The 21,708-nt window shown below is 68.6% G+C and carries 14 protein-coding genes; 2 read left to right on the forward strand and 12 right to left on the reverse strand.

What is annotated here, in order from left to right; translation table 11 throughout:
• Positions 1–26 precede the first annotated feature (26 nt).
• Positions 27–1,052, reverse strand: a complete 1,026-nt coding sequence (locus tag J0A90_RS09575; protein ID WP_207035100.1) for a zinc-dependent alcohol dehydrogenase family protein — start codon at positions 1,050–1,052, stop codon at positions 27–29.
• Positions 1,053–1,277: 225 nt separating this feature from the next.
• Here J0A90_RS09575 and J0A90_RS09580 point away from each other — a divergent pair, with 225 nt between their 5' ends.
• A complete protein-coding gene (locus J0A90_RS09580) occupies positions 1,278–2,183 on the forward strand; it encodes a LysR family transcriptional regulator (RefSeq protein WP_207035098.1) in 906 nt (301 codons plus the stop codon).
• Between the two features lie 211 nt (positions 2,184–2,394).
• A complete protein-coding gene (locus tag J0A90_RS09585; RefSeq protein ID WP_207035096.1) occupies positions 2,395–4,077 on the forward strand; it encodes a multidrug ABC transporter permease/ATP-binding protein in 1,683 nt (560 codons plus the stop codon).
• 4 nt (positions 4,078–4,081) lie between these two features.
• Here the strand turns inward: J0A90_RS09585 and J0A90_RS09590 are convergent, their stop codons facing one another.
• The 11 genes from J0A90_RS09590 to J0A90_RS09640 form a co-directional block, all read right to left on the reverse strand.
• Positions 4,082–5,065, reverse strand: a complete 984-nt coding sequence (locus tag J0A90_RS09590) for a TIGR03915 family putative DNA repair protein (RefSeq protein ID WP_207035094.1) — start codon at positions 5,063–5,065, stop codon at positions 4,082–4,084.
• Positions 5,066–5,072: 7 nt separating this feature from the next.
• Entirely contained in the window at positions 5,073–6,332 is a 1,260-nt protein-coding gene (locus J0A90_RS09595) for a putative DNA modification/repair radical SAM protein (RefSeq protein ID WP_207035092.1), read from the reverse strand.
• Between the two features lie 152 nt (positions 6,333–6,484).
• Positions 6,485–8,518 (reverse strand): ATP-dependent DNA helicase RecQ, encoded by a 2,034-nt coding sequence (locus tag J0A90_RS09600; RefSeq protein ID WP_207035091.1) that lies wholly within the window; start codon positions 8,516–8,518, stop codon positions 6,485–6,487.
• A gap of 148 nt (positions 8,519–8,666) precedes the next feature.
• A complete protein-coding gene (locus tag J0A90_RS09605) occupies positions 8,667–10,421 on the reverse strand; it encodes an MFS transporter (protein ID WP_207035088.1) in 1,755 nt (584 codons plus the stop codon).
• Positions 10,422–10,577: 156 nt separating this feature from the next.
• Entirely contained in the window at positions 10,578–11,903 is a 1,326-nt protein-coding gene (locus J0A90_RS09610; protein WP_207035087.1) for a lysine N(6)-hydroxylase/L-ornithine N(5)-oxygenase family protein, read from the reverse strand.
• Entirely contained in the window at positions 11,896–13,746 is a 1,851-nt protein-coding gene (locus J0A90_RS09615; protein WP_207035085.1) for an IucA/IucC family siderophore biosynthesis protein, read from the reverse strand. The genes J0A90_RS09610 and J0A90_RS09615 overlap by 8 nt, the downstream gene beginning before the upstream one ends.
• A complete protein-coding gene (locus tag J0A90_RS09620) occupies positions 13,746–14,747 on the reverse strand; it encodes a GNAT family N-acetyltransferase (protein ID WP_207035083.1) in 1,002 nt (333 codons plus the stop codon). The genes J0A90_RS09615 and J0A90_RS09620 overlap by 1 nt, the downstream gene beginning before the upstream one ends.
• A complete protein-coding gene (locus tag J0A90_RS09625; protein WP_207035081.1) occupies positions 14,744–16,552 on the reverse strand; it encodes an IucA/IucC family siderophore biosynthesis protein in 1,809 nt (602 codons plus the stop codon). The genes J0A90_RS09620 and J0A90_RS09625 overlap by 4 nt, the downstream gene beginning before the upstream one ends.
• Positions 16,553–16,769: 217 nt before the next feature.
• Complete coding sequence (locus J0A90_RS09630; protein ID WP_207035080.1) at positions 16,770–18,044, reverse strand: MFS transporter; 1,275 nt, start codon at positions 18,042–18,044, stop codon at positions 16,770–16,772.
• A gap of 282 nt (positions 18,045–18,326) precedes the next feature.
• On the reverse strand, positions 18,327–20,438 hold the full coding sequence (locus tag J0A90_RS09635) for a TonB-dependent receptor (RefSeq protein ID WP_207035078.1): 2,112 nt from the start codon (positions 20,436–20,438) through the stop codon (positions 18,327–18,329).
• Positions 20,439–20,833: 395 nt separating this feature from the next.
• A complete protein-coding gene (locus tag J0A90_RS09640; RefSeq protein ID WP_207035075.1) occupies positions 20,834–21,601 on the reverse strand; it encodes an ATP-binding cassette domain-containing protein in 768 nt (255 codons plus the stop codon).
• Positions 21,602–21,708 lie beyond the last annotated feature (107 nt).

Raw genomic sequence — 21,708 nt, forward strand, 5'->3', positions numbered from 1 at the left:
CCCGGCCGCCGCCACCGCGATGGCGGTCAGCTCCGCGTCACCTCGAGCACGATGCGCCCATGGTGATTGGCGCAGGTTTCCAGATAGCGATGCGCTTCGATCACCTCGCCGAAATCGAAGCAGTGGTCGATCTGCGGGCGCAGCTCGCCGGCCAGGGTCATGCGCTCGACGTCGGCGATCGCCCGCGCCAGCGCCGGGCGGTTCTGGGGAATGCCCAGCTCCGGCTTGCCGCTGAAGTTGGAAAGGCTGTGGACGTGGAACTGGATGTTCTTGCGGAACGCCGCCTGCGCCGGGAACGAGGTCTCGTTGCCGCCGAGCAGACCATACAGGATCAGCCGTCCGCGCGGCGCCATCACCTCGCCCAGCAGGTTGAACTGGGGGCCACCGAGGGCATCCAGGGCGACGTCGACGCCCTTGCCGTCGGTGAGCTTGGTCACCTTCTTTACCAGGTCCTGGGTCTCGGTATGCACCACCGCGTCGGCGCCCAGCGACTTCAGATAGTCGATGGCGCCTTCGTGGGGCGTCGCCGCGATCACCCGGGCGCCCAGGGCGTGGGCCACCTGTACCGCGTAGGGGCCACCGATATGGCAGGCGCCGGTGATCAGCACGGTCTCGCCGGGTTCCAACGCGGCGACCTCGCGGAAGCCGAGCCAACTGACCAGAGAGGGCAGATAGTGCACGCTCGCCTCGAGCGCCGAGAGCTGGCTCGGGTAGGCGATCAGCGCCTCCACCGGGAGCAGGGTGTGTTCGGCGTAGGTTGAGTAGCGGTTGGGGTCGAAGGCGGGGATCGACGCGACCCGGTCGCCGGGGCGGAAGGCCTCGACGTCGGGCCCGACGGCGACCACGCGCCCGGCCATCTCGGTACCCAGACCCGCGGGCAGGGTGGCGCGGGTCGGCCCCATATTGCGCCGCCAGAGCACATCGTGCCAGTTGACCCCGATCGCCTCGGTGGCGATCGCGACTTCCCCGGCAGCGGGTTCCCGCTCAGGGGAATCGATGATTTCGAGGACCTCGGCACCGCCGAATCGTTGAAATTGTATCGTGCGTGACATGGCACACCTCGGACGTTCCGAATCTGTTGTCCGACTCTATCGATGATGACCGCGACACACTATGCTCGATCATCGATACTGGCTATAAAGCGTATCGATAACCGCGATGAGACGCCGGCGTTCGCCGCCACTACCCTCGGACCCAGGTGCCGGGGGTTGCGCCATGCGCGAGCGATCCGCTGCCGTGTGTTGGGAGATGCGAAGGGCTAGGCAAGGGAGTGGGTGATGAATCGAAGCGACCTGCGTGGTGTCGACTTCAAACTGCTGGTGGTCTTCGAAACCCTGATGCAGGAGCGCAGCGTCTCCCGGGCGGCGGAGCGGCTGTTCCTGGGCCAGCCGGCGACCAGCGCCGCGCTGGGGCGGTTGCGCGACGTGTTCGGCGACCCGCTGCTGGTGCGCACCGGGCGCCAGATGGTGCCTACGGCGCGGGCGCTGGAGATCTATGATCAGCTGCAGCCGGCGCTGGATGCGATCTCCAGCGTGCTCAGCCGCACCAGCAGCTTCGACCCCGCCAGCAGCGAAGCGGTGTTTCGCGTCGGCTTCAGCGACGATATCGAGTTCGCGCTACTGCCGGCGCTGCTCAAGCGCCTGCGTACCGAAGCGCCGGGTATCGTGCTGGTGGTGCGCCGGGCCGACTTCCACCTCATGCCGCAACTGCTCAATACCGGCGAGATCACCGTCGCCGCCGGCTACGCTCGCGATCTGCCGGCCAACGCCAAGCAGAAGATCCTGCGCCGCTCCCGGGCCAAGGTGCTGCGCGCCGATGGCCGCCCCGGTGCGCTGACCCTGGACGACTACTGCGAGCGACCCCACGTGTTGGTCTCCTTCGATGGCGATCTGCACGGCTATGTCGACGATCTCCTGGCCGCCCACGGGCGCCAGCGCCGGATCGTGCTCGCCGTGCCGCAGTTCAACAGCCTCGCCTCGCTGCTGCAGGAGACCGACATGCTCGCCACGGTACCGGACTACGCCGCCGACGTGCTCGCCGCCCAGGGCGGGCTGCGCGTCGACGAGCTGCCGCTGGCGCGTGACCCTTCGCCGCTGAGCATGGTGTGGCAGAGCGTCTACGACAACGACCCCGCCGAGCGCTGGCTGCGCTCGCGGATTCAGATGATGTTCGCCGACGATTGAGCGTGCATGTCCACCCCCATCCGACGATGGGCGTCGGGGGCAGGCGAATGGGCCCACGTCGTCTATCGGTTGTGGCATTCCAAGGGCGGGGGTGAAAAGCGTTCCAGAGGCGACGCGGGACGCGGCTTGACTTTGCGAGTGAAGATCAGAATCATTCGCGCTTGCCGGCCGTCCCACGGGCGGAGCCATTTTCGCCACCCACAGGATCGGCATGGAACTACTGCGCGTCGTCTTCCGTCACTACCGCTGGCCGTTCGTCGGCGTCATGCTCCTCAGCCTGCTCAGCGCGGCGCTGGGAATCGGCGTGATCGCCTTCATCAACCATGCGCTGATCGCCACCGAGGCCGGCGCCGGCGACAGCCGCGTGCTGACCACCCTGGTACCGTTCATCGGCCTGGTGGCGCTGCTGCTGGCGGTGACCCTGGGCTCGCAGCTGGCGCTCACCACGCTGGGTCATCACTTCGTCTATCGCCTGCGCGGGCGCCTGATCAAGCGCATTCTCGACACCGACATCGAACGCCTCGAGCAGCTCGGCAGCGCGCATCTGCTGGCCAGCCTGTCCAGCGATATCCGCAATATCACCATCGCCTTCGTGCGGCTACCGGAGCTGGTCCAGGGGGTGATCATCACCCTGGCCTCGGTGGCCTATCTGTTTTGGCTATCGCCGCCGCTGCTGATGGTCACCGCGGTGTGGATCGCCATCACCATGCTGGTGGGGTGGTGGCTGGTATCTCAGGTCTATCATCATATCCATATCACCCGCACCACCGACGACCGCCTCTATCGCGACTACGAGACGGTGATCCACGGCCGCAAGGAGCTGTCGCTCAACCGCGACCGCGCGCGACATCTACTAGAAGAGGTGTATGACGCCCACGCCCGCACCTACCGCGACCACATCATCCGCGCCGATACCTGCCATCTGAGTGCCGGCAACTGGACCAACATCATGATGCTCGGTGCCATCGGCGTGGTGTTCTTCCTCGCCAACGGTCTGGGCTGGTCCAATACCGCGGTCGCCGCCACCTTCTCGCTGACGCTGTTGTTCCTGCGTTCGCCGCTGATCCAGGCGGTGGGCGCGACGCCGACCCTGATCACCGCCCAGGTCTCGTTCGACAAGCTGCGCGAGCTGGAACTGGCGCCCTACCGGCCCTCCTTCGACCTGGTCGAAGAGCACGGCGAGTGGCAGACGCTGGCGCTGCGCGGGGTCACCTATCGCTACCCCGAGCGTGGCGGGCGCGAGGGCTTCGCGGTGGGGCCGCTCGACCTCGAACTCGCCCGCGGCGAGCAGGTCTATCTGATCGGCGGCAACGGCAGCGGCAAGTCGACCCTGGCCAAGCTGCTGACCGGGCTCTACCGGCCGCATGCGGGGGAGATCCAGGTCGACGGTGTGACGGTCACCGAGGCCGAGTGGCCGCGCTATCGTCAACGCTTCGCCGCGGTCTATACCGACTTCCATCAGTTCGACCGGCTGATGGGGCCGCGCGGCGGTGCTGCCGATCCGGCGCTGCTCGACAACTGGCTGGAGACGCTGCAGCTGGCGCGCAAGCTCGAGCTCGAGAATGGCCAGGTGCTGGATACCGAACTCTCCCAGGGGCAGCGCAAGCGCCTGGCACTGCTGATGGCGCTGGTCGAGCAGCGCCAGATCCTGCTGCTCGACGAGTGGGCGGCGGATCAGGACCCGCAGTTCCGTCGGGTCTTCTACCGCGAACTGATGCCGCGCTTCCGCGAACTCGGCATCACCGTGTTCGCCATCAGCCATGACGACCACTACTTTGCCGAAGCCGATCGCCTACTTGAGATGCGCGACGGCCGGCTGTTCGAGCTCACCGGCGAAGCGCGCGACCTCGCCAGTCGAGATGCGGTGGCGCGGATCGATACCGCCTCTCCTTGAGCGCCTAGCGGCGTGCCGGCGGTAGCGTCTTGCCCTTACGCTCGCCGACACTCGCCTCCTGTGCCAGGCGGCGGCCACCGTGGCGGGCGCGGGCTTCGAGCGCGGGGATCAGGTCACCTTCGCTGAGATGACGCCAGAAGCGCTGCGGCATGTGCTGGGTCATGACCCGATGATTGAGCCGCGCCGGATTGAAGGTGCTGACGAAGTAGGTGCGCCAGAGCGCGTGCTGATCATCCGCGCCGGCGGCCTGGGCAGCCCGGGCGCGGGTGGCCCAGGCCGCGGGGCAGGGCGTGCGATAATCCAGCCGCTGGCCGTCCCAGGCCACGCCGCCGCGTGGGGTGGCGATCAGGAAGGCGTTGCCGCCCAGGCGGTCGGCGAAGTGTTCGGCGCCCAGGTCGAGCACGTCGTGGGCCGGCTCGAACCAGGCGATAAAGCTGGCCTGGGACTCTTCCTCTGAGTTGTCATCCTCTCTGCCATGCAAACTCTCTCCGCCAGGGGCGTCCTGGGTACCCCGGATATCCGCCGTGTCGGCGTCCGTGGCGTCGCGATAAAAGCGCAGAAAGGCGTGCATATGGTGTGCCTCGCGCTTGACCGCATGGCGGCGCTGATGCAGCACGCGGCCATCGCTGTCGGCGGCGTGGGTGGCGTCGCGCTCGCCGTGGTGCAGGCGCCACATCACCCGGTAGAGCAGGGCCCAGCGGTTCTGTTCGCCGCCGCCGCTACGGTAGCGTGAGGCGCGTTCGAGCAGGGCCAGGTCCTCGCGGCCGATGCTTACCGGCGCTGGCGCCACGCTCGGCTCGGGCAGCCTGACGGCGCCGGCGGTGGTGTCGGCGAAGAGATCCTCCTGGCGTTCGTGCGCATCCTCCCACACCACTGCCGCCGGCGGCACACCGGCCTGCAGCAGGCGCCGGGCAGCGTCGCGCCACTGGCCGAAGTCCGCGGCGGGCACCACCCAGGGCATGGCACCGGCTGACGGGGCAGGCGTCATCGCGGGCTCACCACAGTGCCATCTGCGCCGGCTGCGGCGCGGTCAGCTGCTGGCGCAGGCGGGCGCTGTCGCGCTGGCCATCGGCGGGGCGATAGTCCTGAGTCACCACGAAGGGGCGCAGGGTCTCCACCCGGCAGCGCAGCGCGATCAGATCCTGAAAGCGGATCTTGCGCTGGCGGCGCAGCTCGACCAGCCGCTGTACGCTCCTCAGGCCGATCCCCGGCACGCGGGCGATCAGCGCCGGCTCGGCGCGGTTGAGATCGACCGGGAAGGTATCGCGATGGGTCAGCGCCCAGGCCAGCTTGGGGTCGATCTCCAGCTCCAGATTGCCCGGCTTGCCGAGCAGCTCCGCGGCGGCGAAGCCGTAACCGCGGATCAGGAAGTCGGCCTGGTAGAGCCGATGCTCGCGCAGCAGCGGTGGCGCCGCCTGGGGCAGACCAGCGGGGCGTTCGGGGATCGGACTGAAGGCCGAGTAGTAGACGCGCTTGAGGCGGAAGTCGCGGTAGAGCTGCTCGGCGGACTGCAGGATGGTGCGGTCGTCGGTGGCATCGGCGCCGACGATCATCTGCGTGCTCTGACCGCCCGGGGCGTAGCGCGGCGCCAGGCGCTTGGGGTTGGCGCTGCGCGGTGGCTGTCTGGCGTCCTGGGTGGCCGCGTCGTTGGCGGCGTCAATGCCCTGGCGGATCTGCCCCATCGCCGAGTGGATGGTACCCAGCTCCTTTTCCGGGGCCAGGGTCTTGAGACTCGTGAGCGTCGGCAGCTCGATATTGGCGCTCAAGCGGTCGGCATAGCGCCCGGCCTCTTCCAGCAGTTTGGGGTCGGCCTCGGGGATCGCCTTGAGGTGGATATAGCCACGGAACTGATGCGTCTCACGCAGCAGCCTGGCCACCTGGATCAACTGCTCCATGGTGTAGTCGCTAGAGCGGATGATGCCCGAACTCAGGAACAGCCCGCTGATGGTGTTGCGGCGATAGAAGGAGAGCGTGAGCCGCACCACCTCTTCCGGGGTGAAGCGGGCGCGCGGAATATTGCTCGAGCGGCGGTTGATGCAGTACTGGCAGTCGTAGAGGCAGAAGTTGGTCAGCAGCACCTTGAGCAGCGAGACGCAGCGGCCGTCAGGGGTGAAGCTATGACAGATGCCCATGCCGCTGGAGGCGCCCAGCCCGGCCTTGCCGCGGGAGCTGCGGTTGGGCGCGCCGCTGCTGGCGCAGGAGGCGTCGTACTTGGCGGCATCGGCCAGGATGGAGAGTTTGTCGATCAGCTCCATGGCGCACCTCGAGCAGGGGAGACGGCAGCCCCGGTGGCGGGCCGACCCTGTCAGGGTGGCTGCCGCGATCGGGGAGCTTAGTTCGAAATACTGTACTCAAAAACAGTGGTTTTGCATACAGTATTTGCGTCTCCGGATAGGCCCGGTGCGTATCAGGCCGATGTCTCGCCTGCCGCCGCCAGCGCCTCGCAGCGCGTGCGGATCTCGGCGTAGGGATAGGCCTCGAAGCGCGCGTACCCCGGCAGCTTGCGCGCCTTGAGCGGGGTGAACAGCGGCATCGCCAGCCCGCACAAAAAGTGCGCCATGCGCTGGGGGCCGGGGGCCTCGCCCAGGGTGTCGCGGTGGTGGGTGATGAACGGCGCCAGCGCCTGCTGCAGCGTCTGCGCATCGGGCTCGGGCAGCGGCGGTGCCGGCGGCAGGCGGGCGATATGACCGTGGCATACCGAACAATGGCCGCAGCCCCGGGCGGCCTGGACCGAGTGGCCGCAGCCAGTAGTACCCGCCGGCGGCGCCTCGCCGAAATAGGCCGCCAGGCGCCAGGTCAGGCAGGTGGTGGATTCGAACAGATCGAGCATGGCGTGCAGCCGGGCGATCTCGCTCGCCTCCCGCGCCTGGTACTCGGCCAGCAGCGTCTCGCTCAGGCCGTCGATGTCGAACGCGGGCGTCAGCACCTCGTAGACATCGGTCATGCGCTTGGCTTCCAGCACCACCCAGCCCTTCTCCTGGAAGTACTCCAGCGCCGTGATCACTCGCCCTCGCGAGGCGTCGATGCCGGCCGCCGCCCCCGCCTGATAGAGGCGCTCGAAATCCACCGTGCCCCAGGTGCGCGCCATCGGCACGTTGTCGACGATCAGCCGCACGAAGTCAGCGCGCTCGCCCTCGAAGCGCGCCACCAGCGCCTCTGCCGGCTCGACGTAGCGCAGTCGGTACTCGGCCAGGTAGGCGTAGCGCGGGGCGATGACGCCGTGCATCTCCAGGCGCACCAGCAGCGTCTTCAACGGCAGCAGGCGCACGTTGCTATCGCGCGAGAGGGTGTTGAGCAGCACCGGCCACTGGCGCTCCGGCCCGGCGCCGGCGGCGGCGATCTCGCCGAGCACGTGGCGAATGCCGGCGCGCTCCGGGGTATCGCCGTAGACGAAGTTCTCCAGCACCCGCAGGCCGTCGCGGCCGGCCAGGGTGAGACAGCGCGAAGGCTGGCCATCGCGACCGGCGCGGCCGATCTCCTGGCTATAGTTCTCGATCGACTTGGGCAGGTCGTAGTGGACCACGTTGCGAATATCGCCCTTGTCGATGCCCATGCCGAAGGCGATGGTGGCGACGATGCAGGCGAGCTCGCCGTGCATGAAGCCCTGCTGAATGGCGTCGCGCGTCTCGCTGTCGAGCCCGGCGTGGTAGGCCCGCGCGGCGATGCCGCGGGCGCTGAGATCGCGGGCGACCTGTTCGGCGCTGTGCTGCAGGGTGACGTAGACGATGGTGGGCGCGGCCGCACCCGACTGCTGCTGCGGCGCCAGCCACGCCGCCAGGGCCTCGAGACGCTCGTCGGCCGGCACCGGCTCGACCAGCAGTTCGAGGTTGGGGCGGTGGAAGCCGGTGGTGATCACGTCCTCGGCGGCAATGGCGAACTTGTCGCGCATGTCGGCGATCACCGCCGGGGTCGCGGTGGCGGTGAGCAGCAGCGCCTGAGGGATATCGAACTCGCGCTGGTAGTCGGGCAGCTTGAGGTAGTCCGGGCGGAAGTTGTGGCCCCACTCGGAGATACAGTGGGCCTCGTCGACCACCAGCAGCGAGATCGCGATCTGGCGCAGGAAGTGGCGGAAGCGCTCGTTCTTGAGCCGCTCCACCGAGACCATCAGGATCTTGAGCTCGTTGCGCCGCGCCCGCTCCATGATCTCGCGCACGGTGTCGCGGTCCTGGGTGGAGTCGATGCTGGCGGCGGCCACGCCGTGGCGCTGAAGAAAGCCGAGCTGGTCCTGCATCAGCGCCAGCAGCGGCGAGACCACCAGGGTGAGGTGGGGCAGGTGCAGCGCGGGGAGCTGATAGCACAGCGACTTGCCGGCGCCGGTGGCGAAGATCGCCGCGGTCGAACGGCCGCCGATGACGCGTTCGATCACCGCGCCCTGGCCACCGCGGAAATCGTCGAAGCCGAAGACGCGCTTGAGGGTCTGGCGAGCGGTCTCTGGGGTCATGTCGGGCTCCCTGGGTTGGCCGATGCAGCGCGGCCGGCCCGGCGCTGCGGGGGCGCAGTATCGCACGCCCGGGTGACGCTTGCAGGTCGCTGCCGTGTCAGCGGCGCGCACGGCAGGCGCGCTGGCAAGTGCCGGCGTGCCCGCTCGGCTATCGAGTGGTGACGTCGCGCTGCGGCCAGGGGGCCGCGCTGGGATTGGCGGCCATGGCCTTCTCATCGGGCGGCTGGGTCTGGGTCGGTGTCAGCGTCGCCTGGGCGTGGCGCGAGGAGCGGTAGCTGACCCCGTGGCGCGCCCGCGGCGGCTCGTTGCCGGTATGCAGGGCGGTGACGCGTTCGATGATCGCGCGGTCGCCCAGGGTCATGCGGTCGAGCATGCGCAGATGCTGCAGCCAGTTGGGTACCAGGAAGACTTCCTGCCACAGGTCGCGGTCGACGATATCGCGATAGAGCGACCAGCGCTTGGCGCCGTTGCGCAGGCGCAGCTTGCGCAGCGGGCGCACCGCGCGGGCGAAGTCGCGTAGATGCTCGGCATCGATGCGGTACTCGATGGTCACCATGACCGAACCGCGGGCCGGGTCGAACTCGAAGTCCGGGCGCTCGGTGTGCGCTTCCGGCGCTTCGATCAGGCCGCTGGCATCGAGATCGGGCAGCCGCGAGGGCAACAGCAGTAGCGCCGAGATCAGCAGCAGCGCGCCGGCCAGCAGCAGCGCCAGGTGCACCCCCAGGCCCTCGGTGAGCTGGCCCCACAGCAGCGAGCCCAGGGTCAGCCCGGCGTAGAGCGCGGTCTGGTAGAGTGCCAGCGCGCGGGCCTTGACCCAGTCCGGCACCAGCACCTGCACCGCCGAGTTGTAGGAGGCGACCGCGGCGATCCAGCAGCCCCCGCCGATCACCAGCGCCGGGAACAGCAGCCACAGTTGGTCGACCCCGCCGAGGATCAGCATCACCCCGCCCAGCAGCATGGCGGCGACGCTGATCAGGCGGCTGCTGCCAAGGCGCTGGCGCGCTCGGTTGACCAGGGTGCTGCCGGCGATCGCGCCGATCCCCAGCCCGCCCAGCATATAGCCGTAGAGCGAGGCGCTGCCGCTGGGATGCTGATGCGCCAGCAGCGGCAGCAGCGCCCAGATCGCGCTGGCCGAGATGCCGAAGATGAAGGCGCGCAGCATCACCAGGCGGGTGACGCTGGAGTACTGCACGAAGTGCAGCGCCGCCTTGACCCCCTCCCATAGCCGCTCCGGCGGCAGCGATTTGGGTAGCACCGCGCGCTTCCAGCGCCACAGCGCGGCGAGCAGGCCGCAGAAGCAGAGCACGTTGAGCAGGAAGATCCACGCCGGCCCCACCGCCGCCAGCAGCAGCCCGCCGATGGCCGGGCCGATGGCACGCGCGGCGTTGTAGTTGACGCTGTTGAGCAGCACGGCGCTGGAGACCAGATTGCGCGGCACCTGCTCGTTGACCGCCGCCTGCCAGGCCGGGGTGGTGATCGCCGCACCGATCGAGACGCACAGGATCGAGGTGAGCAGCAGGGGCGGCGAGAGCAGACCGAGAAAGGCAATCAGGGTGATGAAGGCGCCGCCCAGCAGCTCGATGGTCAACCCGAACAGCATCACCTTGCGGCGGTCGTAGTTGTCCGCGATGACCCCGGTGACGATCGACATCAGCACCAGCGGCAGCGCCGCCGCCACCTGGATCAGCGCCACCAGCAGCGCGCCGCCGGCGCTGGAAGTGACCACCCAGGCCGCCGCCACCGACTGCGCCCACACGCCCAGGTTGGCGAACAGGTTGGCGATCCAGATCATGCGGAAGGCGGGCACGCCGAGCGGCGCGAAGGTGCTCACATCCGCCGGGCGCGGCGGGGTCTGGTCGGGCTCGAGGGTCAAATCGCTCTGGCGGGAAACGGGTTGCAGCATGGCGGGCTCGCTGTCGGCGGGCGAATCGGAAAGCGCAGGCGGGCCCGCGGTGTCACACCGCGAGCCCCAGATGACTAAATATTAGCATCCTGTCGATTACTGCCGCCGTCCAGCCCGACTTTCGACGCTTTCGGGTCTTGCCTGGTCTTGCCTTGCTTAGATTGCCTGGGCCCAGCGCTGCTCCACCATTTCGCTATGGGCTGCCAGCGGATGCCAGGCCACGGGGCCGTCGCTGTCGGCGAGATCGAACACCTCGCGCCCGGCGACGTGGTTGAGAATGGTCGCCGAGCGCCACGCCATCAGCGATAGCTGCGGCTCGGCGATGCCGTGGCTGTGGCGCCCGGCGTTGACCGCATAGAGCCGGTGGGCAGCGGGGCCGTCCCAGGCCACCTCGAAGTGCGGGCCGAGCACCAGCTCGCCCTGGGCGTCGCGCGCCAGACGCTCGGCCAGCGGCGCCAGGCACGCCGGCAGCTGCGAGCAGAAGCCGGTGGCGAAGATCACCACGTCGGCGTCGAAGCGCTCGCGCTCGCCGCCCAGGCCGTGCTCGGTGGTCAGGCGCATCCCCGCGCCCTGGCGCTGCAGCGCCACCGCACTGCGATGCGGCAGCAGGCGCGCCCAGCGCGGCTCGCCGAGCACGTCGAAACGGTGGTAGAGCTCGCGGTAGAGGGTCTGCAGGGCGGCCGGGGTGATGCCGTCGCTGGCCAGCTTCTGCGCCGCCACCTCGCGCTCGCGCACCGCCCGCGGCAGACCGTGGAAGGCGCCGGTGTAGCCGGGGGTGAAGTACTCGTTGGTGAACGCGGTCTCGTCGAGCGGCTCGAAGTTGCGCCGCCGCGAGATCCAGTCCAGCGAGCGCGGCTGACCCCAGTGGCCGCGGAGGGCGTTGAGGAACACATCGGCACCGCTCTGGCCGCCGCCCACCACCACCACGCGCAGGCCGGAGAAGTCGCGCCGGGTGTGGGCGATCTCGGACGCATGCAGGCAGTGCGGGCCGCGCAGCGCGGTGGCGAACTCGGGCATCCACGGCGCCTTGCCGGTGCCCAGGCAGAGATGCCGGGCGCGGTAGTCGCCGCTGTCGGTGCGCAGGCGGAAACCGTGGGCGTCGAGATCGATCTCGCGCACGCCCTGGCCCAGCGTCACGCTCTCCAGGCGCTCGCCGACCCAGCGCAGGTAGTCGGAGAACTCGGCGCGGCTGACGCTGCCCAGCTCGGCGTTGAGAAAACGGTAGAAGCGCCGGTGGCTGACCAGATAGTTGAGGAAGGAGTGGCGGCTGTCCGGTGCCACCGCGGTGACCAGATCTTTGAGGAAGCCGGTCTGCAGGTGAGTGTCGGGCAGCATCAGACCGGGGTGCCAGGAGAGCGCCTGGCGCCGTTCGAAGAAGCGCGTGGCGAGTTGCGGCAGGCGCGAGTCCGCCAGCGCGGCGATGCTCAGATTGAAGGGGCCAGCGCCCACGCCGGCCAGATCGAGAGTAGAGCGTTCAGACATCGGACACCTCCGGGGTTGTGATGACGTCGGCGCGTGGCGCGGCTTGGCGCACGCCGTGCAGGGGGTTGGCCACGTGCAGATCCATCTCCGCCAGCATGCGTTCGCGGGCGTTGTCGGTGGCGTGCAGGAATTTGGCGCGGTTGAGCGTCAGGCGCAGGATGCGCGGCGCGAACAGATCGAAACGGGAAAAGCGCTCGGCCAGCGTCGGGTGGCGCTCACGGTAGGCGGTGAGCACGTCGCCGCAGAGCTGGTAGAAGCGTGTCTCGCTGACCCCGCAGGCGGCAGCCAGCGGCGCGATGAAGCGCAGCGTGGTGACGAAATGGCCGGTCTGCAGATCGTGGATCAGCTTCTCCGGCGGCAGGCGCACGGTGACCGCGGTCAGGTTCTCCGGCAGGTCGCTGGCCTCGGGGAAGTCCTCGTCGACCAGGCGCAGATCGCCCTGGAAATCCTTGAGCGCCAGGCGCGCGGGCCAGCCGTCGCGCAGGATCAGGGTGAGATTCTGGCCGTGGGCGATCAGTGAGACGCCGTAGCGGCACATCAGGTGCCACATCGGCACCACGGTGACCTCGAACAGCCGTGTGAGCCAGCGCTCCGCGGCGGCCGGGGACTCCGCCCCGGCCGCGCGCAGATAGGCGGCGAGCCAGGGCCGGCCGTGCTCGTCGCGCTGCATCAGCTCGGCCATCAGCAGCGCCTGCTCGGTGGCTGCCAGACGCGGCGCCAGCGCTTCGCGCCAGATCACCCCGAACAGCTCGGCATAGCGGTAGGGCGCCTGGTCCAGACGCGTGTACTGGGCGTGGGGCAGCACCGCACCGGCGGGCTCGGCGAGGATCTCCAGCCCCGCGCGGGCAAACTCCGCGTCCTCCTGGGCGCGGCGTTTGAGCCACGCCGAGGCCGCCGGGCCGGCGAGCAGATAGCGCCCGGGGATGCCGCGATAGCAGGAGGTGTTCATGATCGTCAGCGGCAGCTTGATATCGTGGCTGGCGCGCCGGCTGACGTTGGTCAGGGTGCGCAGCGACTGCTGCGGCGCGTAGCGGTCGCCGAACTCGCCCAGATAGTGCAGCCGGCCGTGGGCGATATCGCCGGCGTGCAGCGGCGCCAGCCAGCGCTGCCACTGCCACGGGTGCACCGGCATCAGGCGGTAGTCGGCGGGGTTGTCGACGCGCTCGGCCAGCGCCTGGTGCAGCCGCCCCAGCTCGATTTCGCAGAGCGCCGAGCGCAGGAGTTCCGGGGTGTCGATGGCCGTGCCGCCGCTCTCGAGCGCCGACGCGGCCACCGCCACCCAGCCCAGCTGGAAGCTATGGCCATGCTCCGGGGCGTAGCGCGCCAACGCCTCCAGCCCCCAGCCGCGGCGCCCCTTGTTGAACAGGAACTTGGGGTGGCCGTCTAGCAGCCGCTGACGCTGCGGCTCGGGCAGGCGGATGGCGGCATCGGCGCTGAGCCCGCGGCGCGCCTGGCGCAGCTGGCAGTCGGCCCGCAGGGTGGCGAACAGATCCTCCAGATGCTCGGCGACCTGGCCATCCTGCATGCCCAGCGGCGCGGCCAGCGCGAGCAGGAAATCGGCCGCCTCCAGGCTCGCCCCGGGGGGCGGGCTCAGGCTCTCGGGGTCGACCTGCGGCTGGCCCCAGAGATTGGTGCGGGCGTTGAAGTGCCAACTGCCGTGCTCGTCCAGGTCGAGACGATAGCCGCTGTCATCGTCGCCCAGCGGCGCGAGAATCCGCTCGTAGCTCAGTTCGCCGATCATCTTGGCGATCAGCGCGCGGTTGGCCGCGCCCCAGTGCGGCGCCAGGCAGGCGTCCAGCGTGGCCATCTCCGGGGCTGCGTGCATCATCGAAGGTCGGGGCATCACAGAATCTCGCTGAAGAAGTGATCGCGCTGGCCCATCACCAGGCTCGAACGCTTGTGCGGGAAGTCGAAGTCGCGCAGACGCTCCAGCCCGAGGCGCCCCAGATGGCGGAACAGCCGCTGGTTGTCGTGGCGCGGCTCCAGCACCAGGCGGGTGGTGCGCGGCTCGCAGAGATAGGCGTAGTGGCTGAGCCCGCCCAGCCAGGCATCGACGAACTGCGGCCCGCGCACGTCCTCCTCGCCCACCAGCAGATGAATGCCGCGGTCGAAGGGTGCCCAGGGGTAGTAGGGGGCGAGACGATCCTCAGCGGCCCAGTAGAGCTCGAAGTAGCCGAACGCGCGGCCGTCGAACTCCCCGATCAGCGGCAGGGTGTGCGGGTCGGCCAGGCGCTGGTCGATGAACTCGGCCAGCTCCGCCTCGGGCCACGCCTGCTCCCAGAACTCGGCCACCCGCGGCAGATGCATCCAGCGCACGAAGCGTTCGAGGTCGCGCTCGCGCTCGATCACGCGCAGGCTGAAGGTCTGGCCTAGCTTGGGCATCAGCCGCCGGTAGACCTCGCCGCTCGGCTTGGCTGGGCGTTGGGGGTGGCCCAACTCGGGGGCGAAGGGCGTCTGCGCCGGGGTGGTCGGGGCGTGGCCCAGCCAGTGCCACTGCTGCTGATAGAAGACCGAGCGCAGCACCCGCGGGCCGCCCAGGGTGGCGATGAGCGTCGGCCAGTCCGGATGGGCCTGCCACTCCGCGTCTTCGAGCACCAGCAGCTCCAGCGTCGGGTGGCGGGCGAAGGCGGCATCGAGGGCGGCGATCAGCGAGTGCGGAGCGTGCTCGCCGGTGGCGTTCAGGCGCGCGGCGCGGTCGGCGAGGAAGGCAAGCGAGTCCTCGGCACTGCGTGTCTTGGCTGCGTCGGCCCTGGAAACGTGAGTCTCGCCGAGCGAGTGATCGCGCGTGGCCGTCAGTGCGTCTGTCGGCGTGTCTTGCAGCGTGTCTGGCGACGTAGCAGTCATGCGATGGCTCCGGTGGGGCGGTTGGCGTTCGGCGTCGCGGTCGGCGCTGCCTGCGAGCCGTCGAGGGATCGGGTCAGAGGTTGCGTCAACGGGTTGCGTAGCGGCAGATAGAGGCGGGCGGGGTTGCCCAGGGTCGCCTCGTTGACGCCGCTCAGGTAGCAGAAGAAGTTGCCCTTCACCTCCAGTTCGGCGGCGTTCAGGGCGTGATCCAGGCAGTCGAGATCGCCGTCGAGCCGTTCGCGCAGGCCCTCGAGATGGGCGCGCAGATCGGCCAGCAGCAGTGCTTCCTCGGCCAGGCCGTCGGCGGCCAGGGCGCTGGTGACGGCGAAGGTGGAGTTGATCAGCAGGTAGTAGAGGAAGTAGCGGCGCAGGGTATCGCGGGGCCAGTGGTTTTCCGGCGCCTCGGCCAGCTGCGGATGGCGCGCGAGGAAGTGGTCGCTCACACCGCTGCCCTGGCAGTCGCGGTAGTCCATGCCCACCGGCCAGCCCTGGTCGAGGCGCAGCACGATGTTCTGCTGATGCGCCAGCAGCACGATGCCTTCTTCCACCGCCAGCCCGAACAGCGGGGTGAGCACGCGCTCGCAGTAGGCGGCGAACCAGCCGCGGGTGGCTTCGGCCAGCGGCTCGCCGCGCTGGGCGGCAGCGGCGCGGACCCGGGCGGCGAGCAGCGATTCGCCCTCCGCCGCCAACGGCTGCTGGGTCAGGGTGGCGAGCACCACCGCCTCGGCGTTGGGCGCGTGCTGCAGCGGGTTCTCGCGCAGCAGCACCAGGCTGGCGGCATCCACCTCGCCCTTGGCATCGCGCCAGCCGAGCCAGGCCGGCTCCTGCATCACGTTGAAGCCGGGGAAGCGCCGGGCGATATCGAGATCGCGCATCCATTCATCCAGACGCAGCCCGCGGGTGACCTCCTTGACGCTGAGCAGACGCAGTGAATTGGTCAGGCGAGCGGAGAGCGAGCCCTTGACCATCCACGGCACGCCGCTGGCATAGAGCGAACGATGCGATGAAGTGGGGTACCACTCGGCCTGACTCTCGCCCAGCCACACCAGCTCACCCGCCGCCTCGAGCACCTGGACGCCGGGCTGCGCGCGCAGGTGCCGGGCCTGCCATGGGTGCATGGGCAGGGCGACGAACGCCTGCCCGGTCGCGCTCACCGGCAGCCGCGCGGCCAGCTCGGCGGGCAGCAGGTCGGCAGCCAGCTCGGCGGCGCTCCGGTCGCGGCTGGAAGCCTCGACTACGCGCTCGGGGGCGACGCCCCACCAGGCCAGGCCGACCCGGGCGCGGTGCTCGGGGCAGTAGCGCTGCGCCTCCTGCGCGGTGAAGGGGGCCCGCGACTTGGGCGCGGGGTGGAAGGCGTGGCCAGCGAGCAGGCCCTGCTCGGCGGCGACGAAATCGAGCGGCCCCTGCTGCAGCCGGGTCAGATCGTCCCGCGCCTCTAGGCTCTCCTGGGTGTTGGCGCGGCTCTCCAGCACCCGCTCGCGGAAGCGGGCGCGGGACTCGGCGTCGAGTTCGCCGACCAGCGCCGGCGTCGCCAGCACCCGATCCAGCGCCGTGGCGAAGTCGAGTGGCTGCGATGTGCCTTGACGCACCTGGTGTGGCGGCCATACGAAGCGGCACTCGCCGCTGGCGCTGCGGTGGTGCAGGCGTAGATGCAGCTCGCCGTCGCTCAGCGGCAGCACCGCACGCTCACCGCTCGCGTCGCTGACCAGCTGCCAGTGTGAGCACTCGCGCAGTAGCGCATTGAAGAAACAGCTCGCGGCGAGATCGACGCGCGAGGGGGCCGCAGAGGGCGTGGTATTCGGCATGGGACGACTCCTTTTCCGAGAATCTTTTTGAGAATGCTAAGGCAAATAAAAATCATTCATGTTAATGGAGTGTGTTGATTCAGGGTCATCGCGTGGGGTTTCCGGCGTGCGGTGTTTTCGGGTCTTGGTGTTTCTGGGTCGTTGCGTTTCTGGGTCGTTGCGTTTCTGGGTCGTTGCGTTTCTAGCTCGTGGCGTTTCTAGCTGGCGACGTCCGACTTCAGGGGTGGCCGCCGTGCCGGGCCATGGCGGTGCGTTCGCCGCTTCGCCCGCGGCGTGACAGCGGGATCAGCAGCAGCAGCGCCACGGCGGCCATCAGTGCCAGGGGCAGCAGGCGGCCAGGGTCGATCAGACTGACGCAGAGTGCCGCCAGGCCGTAGCCCAGGGTATGCGCCATGCTCAGCAGGCCGGCGCTGGTGCCCTGGGCCTGGTGGCGGGTAGCCGCCTCGGTATAGCCGGGGACGGCAAGGGCAGCCCCGGTGCTCGCCAGCACCACGCCGAGCGCGAACAGCAGGCCGAGGCCGATATAGAGCCCCGGCGTGAATGGGAACGTGGCCGTGGCGGCGAGCAGGGCATAGCCCAGCGCCAGCCCCGCGGCACCCAGTGCCAGCAGCGCGCGGCTCTCCAGGCGGCGGGCGCGGACCACCCCGATCTGGGTGGCGAGTGCCCCCACCGCCCCCAGCGAGAGCAGCACGCCCATCCAGTGGCCGGCACGCGTGGCATCGATCTCCAGCGCCTGCTGCAGCGAGGCCGGCAGACCCAACTGCATCAGCGAGACCGACATCGCCAGCAGCAGCGCCATGGCCAGATAGGCCAGGTTGCTGCGCGGAGGCAGGCGGTGGGCGATGCCCTGCAGTGACTGCGCGGCGCTGTCGTGTGCGGCGGAATGCGCGGTATCGATAGTATCCGTGTCGCGGGCCGGCAGCGGGACGCCGGGCAGCAGCAACAGTGCCAGCAGCCCAGCTACCAGCATCAGCGCGAACGGCGCATACACCGACAGGCTCAGGCTGGCGGCGGCAAGCAGCGGGCCGAGCAGGCGGCCGCTGCTGAGGCCGGCGCTGACCGCGGCCAGTGCTGGCAGACGCTCGCCACCGGGGTGCAACGCCAGCGCCCACTGCTGGCAGGCCGGCACCATGCCCGACACCGTCAGGCCGTAGAGCACCCGGGCCACGGCCAGCACCACCAGCATCGCCATTGGCGCCAGTAGCCCCGCCACCGAGGCCCACAGCGCGGCCGCGATCAGCGCAAAGCTGAGCAGATAGCCCAGCAGCGCCTGTACTACCACCGGCCGCGCGCCGCGCCGGTCGGCGACCCCGCCCCAGAAGGGGCTGCCGACGAGAAACAGCATCGATCCGAGCAGAATCAGCCCCGCCCACTGCGACAGCGGCAGTCCGAAGCGTGCCACCAGCACTGGCAGCATCACCAGCAGGCCGTTCTGACCCAGGCCCAGCAGGGCGGCGCAGGCGCCGAGGCGCCATAGGGGAGGTAAAGACATTCAGCATTCGCCAAAAGTATGAGAATAAGAATTATTATCATAATGAGAATGGGTGTCAACGCGCGATACGCAGCGTTGCGTGAGGACTTGTATCGAGGGTTTCTGCGCAAGGCATCGTCGCGATGGGTCTCGTCGCGCGTGGAGGGGGGCGACTGCAGAGAGAGAAGGGCGCAGGGCGTCTGGGCGACGCACGTGGAAAGCATGACGGTGGACGCAAGGATGATGGGCCGACGCCCACCACTCGGGTGGGCGTCGGCTCGGCGGGAGGCGATCCCCGCGTTGTCAGTACTGGTGGGACCAGGTCAGGCTGTAGGTGCGGCCGCGGCCCTGGTAGTCGTAGAGATACTCGGGGCCGTAGTAGGGCGAGTAGAACATGGTCGCGCGCTGGCCCCATACGGTGGAGTACTGCTTGTCGGTGAGGTTCTCCACCCCCAGGCTGAGCTTGCCGAAGCCGGTCTGCTGGCTCAGCAGCAGATCGAGGGTAGTGTAGCCGTCGATCTCGCGGTCGTTGTCGTCCTCGAGGTCGAAGGCGTGGTTGGCCTGCAGGCGCACCGAGCGCTCGAAGTCGGACCAGCCGACGAAAGCGGTCGCCGAGGAGAGCGAGGCGTAGCGGGCGTCGCGCTTGTTCCAGTCGCCGTCGGCGTCTTTCTGCTCGGAGCGCACCAGATTCAGCGTGCTGCCGGCCTCGAAGCCGTTGTCGAAATAGCGGGTCACGGCACCTTCCAGGCCGTAGTCGCGCTTCTTCTCGTCGACCACTTCGACGCTCAGATCCTCGGCGTTCTCCACCGCCTTGTCGGACCAGGCGTAGTAGACCGCCGCCTGGGTGCTCCAGCCACCGCCCTGATAGCGCCAGCCGAGTTCGACCTGATCGGTCTTGATCGCGCTCAGCGGGTTGGCCGAGACGCTGACGTCGGGGCTCTTGCCGTAGTACTTGGCCGGGTCGGGCAGCTCGAAGCCCTGGCTGTAGCGCAGCCAGTTTTGGTGGCCGTTACCGTAGTCGTAGAGCGCGCTGGCGTTGACCAGGGTGGCATCGTAGTGGTTGCTGCCGCCGGGAACGTTCTTGAAGTCGTCGACGTCGACGTTCATGCGCTGCTGGCGCGCGCCCGCCGAGAGCTTGAGCCCGCGGGTCACCTGCCAGTCGGCCTGGGCGAAGGCGGCGACGGTATCGACCCGGTAGCCGGGGTAGCGATCATCAATGCGCGCCTCGCGCTGGGTCAGCGCACCGCTGGCGTCGGTGACGTCACGATCGAAGAAGATCTGGTCGGCATCGAACTTCTCGCGGCTCAGATCGACCCCGTAGGTGAGGCCGACACTGTCGCTCAGCTGGGCGTCGAACAGCCCCTTGATGCCGCTCAGCTTGGTGTTCTGCTGCGAGGCGCGGAACTCGTAGTAGTCCGGGTTGCGCCAACTCGGCGAGGGATAGGGAAAGGCGTTGAACTTGGCCTCCTCCTCGCGGTGGAACGCTTGCAGATAGAAGTCCTGACCCAGCAGATCGCTGTGGTGGTACTGCACGTTGATCATCTTGCGATCGGTGGCCGGATCGCGGTCCGAGCTGTAGCCGTCGCGGATCTCGGCGTCGTCGAGGTTGGGCGAGGCGTCGCCGAGATGGGGGAAGTAGACCCCGCGGTGCCCTTCATAGCCGGAGCGGTAGAGCTGGGCGCCGATGCTCAATGACTGCTCTTGGGTGAGCACGATATTGAGATTGCCCATCAGGTCGATGCTGCGGTTGTCCTGCAGGTCGGTCTGGGTGATGTCGGGGAAGATCTCGTTGCCGCTGCCGTCGAACTGGCGGCCGTTGTCGCGATAGGCGACCCCCAGATAGCCCTGGACGTGCTCGTTACCGCCGCTGACCGACTGATCGAGATGGTAGTCGAGGTCGTCGCCGTCGTTGAGCCCGCTGGTCACGCCCGCCTGGGTACGCAGGGTGGGAGCGCCTGCCTTGCCCTTGCGGGTGATGATATTGATGATGCCGCCGGTGGCGCTGCCGCCGTAGAGGCTGTTGGCCCCGGAGATCACCTCGACGTGGTCGATGTTGAACGGATCGATGGAATCGAACTGGCGCGACAGCCCGCGCGAGCTGTTCATCGAGACGCCGTCGATCAGCACCTGCACGTTGCGCCCGCGCATGTTCTGGCCGTAGTTGGTACGCCCCTGCGGCGCCAGGTCGAGCCCCGGCACCAGCTTGCCCAGGGCGCTCTTGAGGTCGGCGCCGGTGTCCAGCTGCTGCTGCAGCTCTTCGTGCTCGATCACCCAGACCGTTCCGGGGATCTGGCTGATCTGGGTCGGCGTGCGCGAGCCAACCACCACCACGGTGTCGTTGGACTCCTTGGCCTGCAGCGGCAGTGCGGACGCGCCGACGACGACCGCGAGGCCAAGCGTCATTGTCTTCTTCATGGATGTTCCCTTGCCGGTAACGAAACGTTATCGCTTGTGTCGAATCGAGTCCCGGATGCTAGCACTAATCAAAAGCAAAATGATAGTGATTCGTATTTGAAGAATGGTGACATGACGCATCCACTGAAACCGCCGTACGACGGGAGGGTGAGATCGTGTGACGCAAGGGACCGCGCATGGCGATGAACGCCGCCGGGGTGCGGCGCTGTCGGCGCGCTGTGTCAGGATAGGCGAGTGGGAAAGACGCGGTTTGTAACAGCGAACGCTGCCGCTGGCAGGCGTTGTCTCGCTATCGTTGCGTCATCGATTGCCGCCCAGGCGGAGGCCGCCGAGCGCAGTGCCCGGACAGCATTCAGAGAGGGACAGACTGTGCCTAGAGAGTGGGCAGACTGTGCCTAGGGCAGCACCGCGATGGGGCACTCATCCCCGGGATGCGGCATGACCCGCATCGGGATACCGTAGATCGCTTCTAAGGTAGCATCGCACATCAGCGTGCCCGGTTCGCCCTCGGCGAGCAGGCGGCCGCTGTGCAGGGCGACCAGATGGTCGCAGTAGCGCGCCGCCATGTTGACGTCATGCAGTACGATCACCACGCCCAGGCCCAGCTCGCGACAGAGCTTGCGCACCAGCGCCAGCACCTCGACCTGGTGGGCGATATCCAGCGCCGCCAGCGGTTCGTCGAGCAGCAGGTAGCGGCTGCCCTGGGCCAGTAGCATGGCCAGCCACACGCGCTGGCGCTCGCCGCCGGAGAGGGTGTCGACCAGGCGGTCGGCGAAGGCCTCGGTATGGGTCAACGCGATGGCGCGCTCGATCTGCTGCTGGTCGTGGGCGTTGAGCCGGCCCAGCAGGCCGTGCCACGGATAGCGCCCGAAGCCGATCAGCTCGCGGCAGGTGAGATTCTCCGCGCTGGGCAGATGCTGGGGCAGATAGGCGACATGGCGAGCGAACTCGCGCGGTTTCCAGTTGGCCAGCGGGCGGCCGTCGAGGCTGATGGTGCCGCGGCTCACCGGCTGCTGCTGAGCGAGCAGCTTGAGCAGGGTCGACTTGCCGGAGCCGTTGTGGCCGATCAGACCGTAGATGCGCCCTTCGCCGAAGGTAAAATCGATCGGTGAGAGCAGCTCGCGGCCCGCGATTTCGAAGCTCGCAGCCTGGAGTTCGAACATGCCGGAACGACCTCGCAACGCAGGGGATGGGCGTGACAAGATGCAATCCTAATTCAAATACGAACGCTTATCAAAAAGATCACGACGCCGTCAGTTCGCCATCACAA

The sequence above is a fragment of the Salinicola sp. DM10 genome, from assembly GCF_017306975.2.
Classification (GTDB): Bacteria; Pseudomonadota; Gammaproteobacteria; order Pseudomonadales; family Halomonadaceae; genus Salinicola.

Excerpts from the sequence above, each read along its gene's own strand:
- J0A90_RS09575 (WP_207035100.1), bottom strand. The coding sequence starts at position 1,052 with ATGTCACGCACGATACAATTTCAACGATTCGGCGGTGCCGAGGTCCTC.
- J0A90_RS09580 (WP_207035098.1), top strand. The coding sequence starts at position 1,278 with ATGAATCGAAGCGACCTGCGTGGTGTCGACTTCAAACTGCTGGTGGTC.
- J0A90_RS09585 (WP_207035096.1), top strand. The coding sequence starts at position 2,395 with ATGGAACTACTGCGCGTCGTCTTCCGTCACTACCGCTGGCCGTTCGTC.
- J0A90_RS09590 (WP_207035094.1), bottom strand. The coding sequence starts at position 5,065 with ATGACGCCTGCCCCGTCAGCCGGTGCCATGCCCTGGGTGGTGCCCGCC.
- J0A90_RS09595 (WP_207035092.1), bottom strand. The coding sequence starts at position 6,332 with ATGGAGCTGATCGACAAACTCTCCATCCTGGCCGATGCCGCCAAGTAC.
- J0A90_RS09600 (WP_207035091.1), bottom strand. The coding sequence starts at position 8,518 with ATGACCCCAGAGACCGCTCGCCAGACCCTCAAGCGCGTCTTCGGCTTC.
- J0A90_RS09605 (WP_207035088.1), bottom strand. The coding sequence starts at position 10,421 with ATGCTGCAACCCGTTTCCCGCCAGAGCGATTTGACCCTCGAGCCCGAC.
- J0A90_RS09610 (WP_207035087.1), bottom strand. The coding sequence starts at position 11,903 with ATGTCTGAACGCTCTACTCTCGATCTGGCCGGCGTGGGCGCTGGCCCC.
- J0A90_RS09615 (WP_207035085.1), bottom strand. The coding sequence starts at position 13,746 with ATGCCCCGACCTTCGATGATGCACGCAGCCCCGGAGATGGCCACGCTG.
- J0A90_RS09620 (WP_207035083.1), bottom strand. The coding sequence starts at position 14,747 with ATGACTGCTACGTCGCCAGACACGCTGCAAGACACGCCGACAGACGCA.
- J0A90_RS09625 (WP_207035081.1), bottom strand. The coding sequence starts at position 16,552 with ATGCCGAATACCACGCCCTCTGCGGCCCCCTCGCGCGTCGATCTCGCC.
- J0A90_RS09630 (WP_207035080.1), bottom strand. The coding sequence starts at position 18,044 with ATGTCTTTACCTCCCCTATGGCGCCTCGGCGCCTGCGCCGCCCTGCTG.
- J0A90_RS09635 (WP_207035078.1), bottom strand. The coding sequence starts at position 20,438 with ATGAAGAAGACAATGACGCTTGGCCTCGCGGTCGTCGTCGGCGCGTCC.
- J0A90_RS09640 (WP_207035075.1), bottom strand. The coding sequence starts at position 21,601 with ATGTTCGAACTCCAGGCTGCGAGCTTCGAAATCGCGGGCCGCGAGCTG.